This is a genomic window from Sinorhizobium sp. NFACC03 (assembly GCF_900103435.1).
Taxonomy (GTDB): Bacteria; Pseudomonadota; Alphaproteobacteria; order Rhizobiales; family Rhizobiaceae; genus Ensifer.
Map to the genome: position 1 here is coordinate 1 of NZ_FMXF01000073.1, position 2,500 is coordinate 2,500.

A 2,500-nucleotide genomic window follows, 5' to 3' on the forward strand; every position below is an offset into this window, starting at 1 on the left:
ACCGCAAGGAGGCAGCTAACCACGGTAGGGTCAGCGACTGGGGTGAAGTCGTAACAAGGTAGCCGTAGGGGAACCTGCGGCTGGATCACCTCCTTTCTAAGGAAGCTGTGGAATTGGAAGACGATCGGTTCGCCGATATGACCTTTCCCGTGCTTTTTAGAACATAGATGGCACCAGTCAGGTGACCATCGAAACGCAATACGCCACTTAGATGCTTGCATCATGATGGTATGGCGAGTGCCGCCGTCCACGTTTCTCTTTCTCACAAGGATACGAACCACGCCCGCTCACTTTAAGCGTCGAGCGACACTTAGGTGGTGCGTGCAACCGGAATGGGCCCGTAGCTCAGGTGGTTAGAGCGCACGCCTGATAAGCGTGAGGTCGGCAGTTCGAGTCTGCCCGGGCCCACCATTCTGGGATCTGGCAGATGATCGGAACGGTTGGGGCTGTAGCTCAGCTGGGAGAGCACCTGCTTTGCAAGCAGGGGGTCAGCGGTTCGATCCCGCTCAGCTCCACCATTTTTGGTTAGGACTGGGACGCCGGACGACCGGCGACGGCCTTTGGCCTTGCGAAGCTTCGCTTCGTTTGAGTGCCTGAAGGTTCGGGAAGAGTATCCTTGGAGAAATAAAGTTTGCATCGCTCTTTTAGAGTTGATGCCTGTTCTGATTACATTGTGAAGAGAAGATATGTCTGGAAGCTTCCAGGTGTTGAAGATGGTCGAGAGATCGTTGGATACGTCCGAGCCCAGCCCCAATGAAGCCATGGATGGTCTAGCCGACCGGAAGTGGAAGAGGGTCTGGAGGTAGGAAGGAAGCCTTGTCCTTGAGGCATGATCATTGTTTGGGTGCTCTTCGGAGTGCCCTTCTGGTGTTCATGCTGGATTGGTGTTGCCTGACCGCGCATCACCGGACAGATCTCGAGAAGCTGGTCTTAAGATATGGCGCAAGTGAACCGCTCGGCGTGGTTCCAATAAAGCGACCGTATCGAACACGTCGATGGCATCTCATAAGGATTGGGTTGTAAAAGGTAACCCTTTCTGCCGCGTCCCTTCGGGACGACGGCTAATGGATGAGCATTGGCAATGAGAACGATCAAGTGAAAGAAGGGCATTTGGTGGATGCCTTGGCATGCACAGGCGATGAAGGACGTGATACGCTGCGATAAGCCGTGGGGAGCTGCGAATGAGCTTTGATCCATGGATCTCCGAATGGGGGAACCCACCTTAAATGCTTGGAAAATTTAAGTCGTACGCAAGTACGGCTTAGGTTTCCAAGTATTGTTTAAAGGTATCTTACTCTGAATACATAGGGGTAAGAAGCGAACGCAGGGAACTGAAACATCTAAGTACCTGCAGGAAAGGACATCAACCGAGACTCCGCAAGTAGTGGCGAGCGAACGCGGACCAGGCCAGTGGCACTGAGGAATAAAGTGGAACGACATGGAAAGGTCGGCCGTAGAGGGTGATAGCCCCTTACACGTAGAACACTCAGTGTCCTTGAGTAAGGCGGGACACGTGAAATCCTGTCTGAACATGGGGAGACCACTCTCCAAGCCTAAGTACTCGTGCATGACCGATAGCGAACAAGTACCGTGAGGGAAAGGTGAAAAGCACCCCGACAAGGGGAGTGAAATAGAACCTGAAACCGGATGCCTACAAACAGTTGGAGCCCGCAAGGGTGACAGCGTACCTTTTGTATAATGGGTCAACGACTTAGTGTGACGAGCAAGCTTAAGCCGATAGGTGAAGGCGCAGCGAAAGCGAGTCTGAACAGGGCGTTCAGTTCGTCGCATTAGACCCGAAACCGAGTGATCTAGCCATGAGCAGGTTGAAGGTTGGGTAACACCAACTGGAGGACCGAACCCGCATCTGTTGCAATAGATTGGGATGACTTGTGGTTAGGGGTGAAAGGCCAATCAAACTCGGAAATAGCTGGTTCTCCGCGAAAACTATTTAGGTAGTGCGTCGACCGAATACCCTCGGGGGTAGAGCACTGGATGGGCTATGGGGACTCACCGTCTTACTGATCCTAACCAAACTCCGAATACCGAGGAGTACTAGTCGGCAGACACACGGCGGGTGCTAACGTCCGTCGTGAAAAGGGCAACAACCCTGACCTCCAGCTAAGGTCCCCAAGTCATGGCTAAGTGGGAAAGGATGTGAGGATCCCAAAACAACCAGGATGTTGGCTTAGAAGCAGCCATCATTTAAAGAAAGCGTAACAGCTCACTGGTCTAATTAAGGGTCTTTGCGCCGAAAATGTAACGGGGCTAAAGCCATGCACCGAAGCTGAGGATTGTAGCATTCTTCGGAATGCCGCAGTGGTAGCGGAGCGTTCCGTAAGCCTGTGAAGGGATACCCGTGAGGGGTCCTGGAGGTATCGGAAGTGCGAATGTTGACATGAGTAACGATAAAGAGGGTGAGAGACCCTCTCGCCGAAAGACCAAGGGTTCCTGCTTAAAGTTAATCTGAGCAGGGTTAGCCGGCCCCTAAGACGAGGCG

General features: G+C 52.9%; 2 tRNA genes and 2 rRNA genes (1 of these 4 cut by a window edge). All 4 read left to right on the forward strand.

The annotated features are described in order from the left end of the window. Positions 1 to 96: ribosomal RNA gene (locus tag BLU35_RS34755) — 16S ribosomal RNA — on the forward strand; the annotation flags it as partial. 238 nt (positions 97 to 334) lie between these two features. Continuing rightward, positions 335 to 411: transfer RNA gene (locus BLU35_RS34760), tRNA-Ile, on the forward strand. 31 nt (positions 412 to 442) lie between these two features. Further along, a tRNA-Ala gene (locus BLU35_RS34765) sits at positions 443 to 518 on the forward strand. 571 nt (positions 519 to 1,089) lie between these two features. Continuing rightward, a 23S ribosomal RNA gene (locus BLU35_RS34770) occupies positions 1,090 to 2,500 on the forward strand; it runs 1,396 nt beyond the window's last position.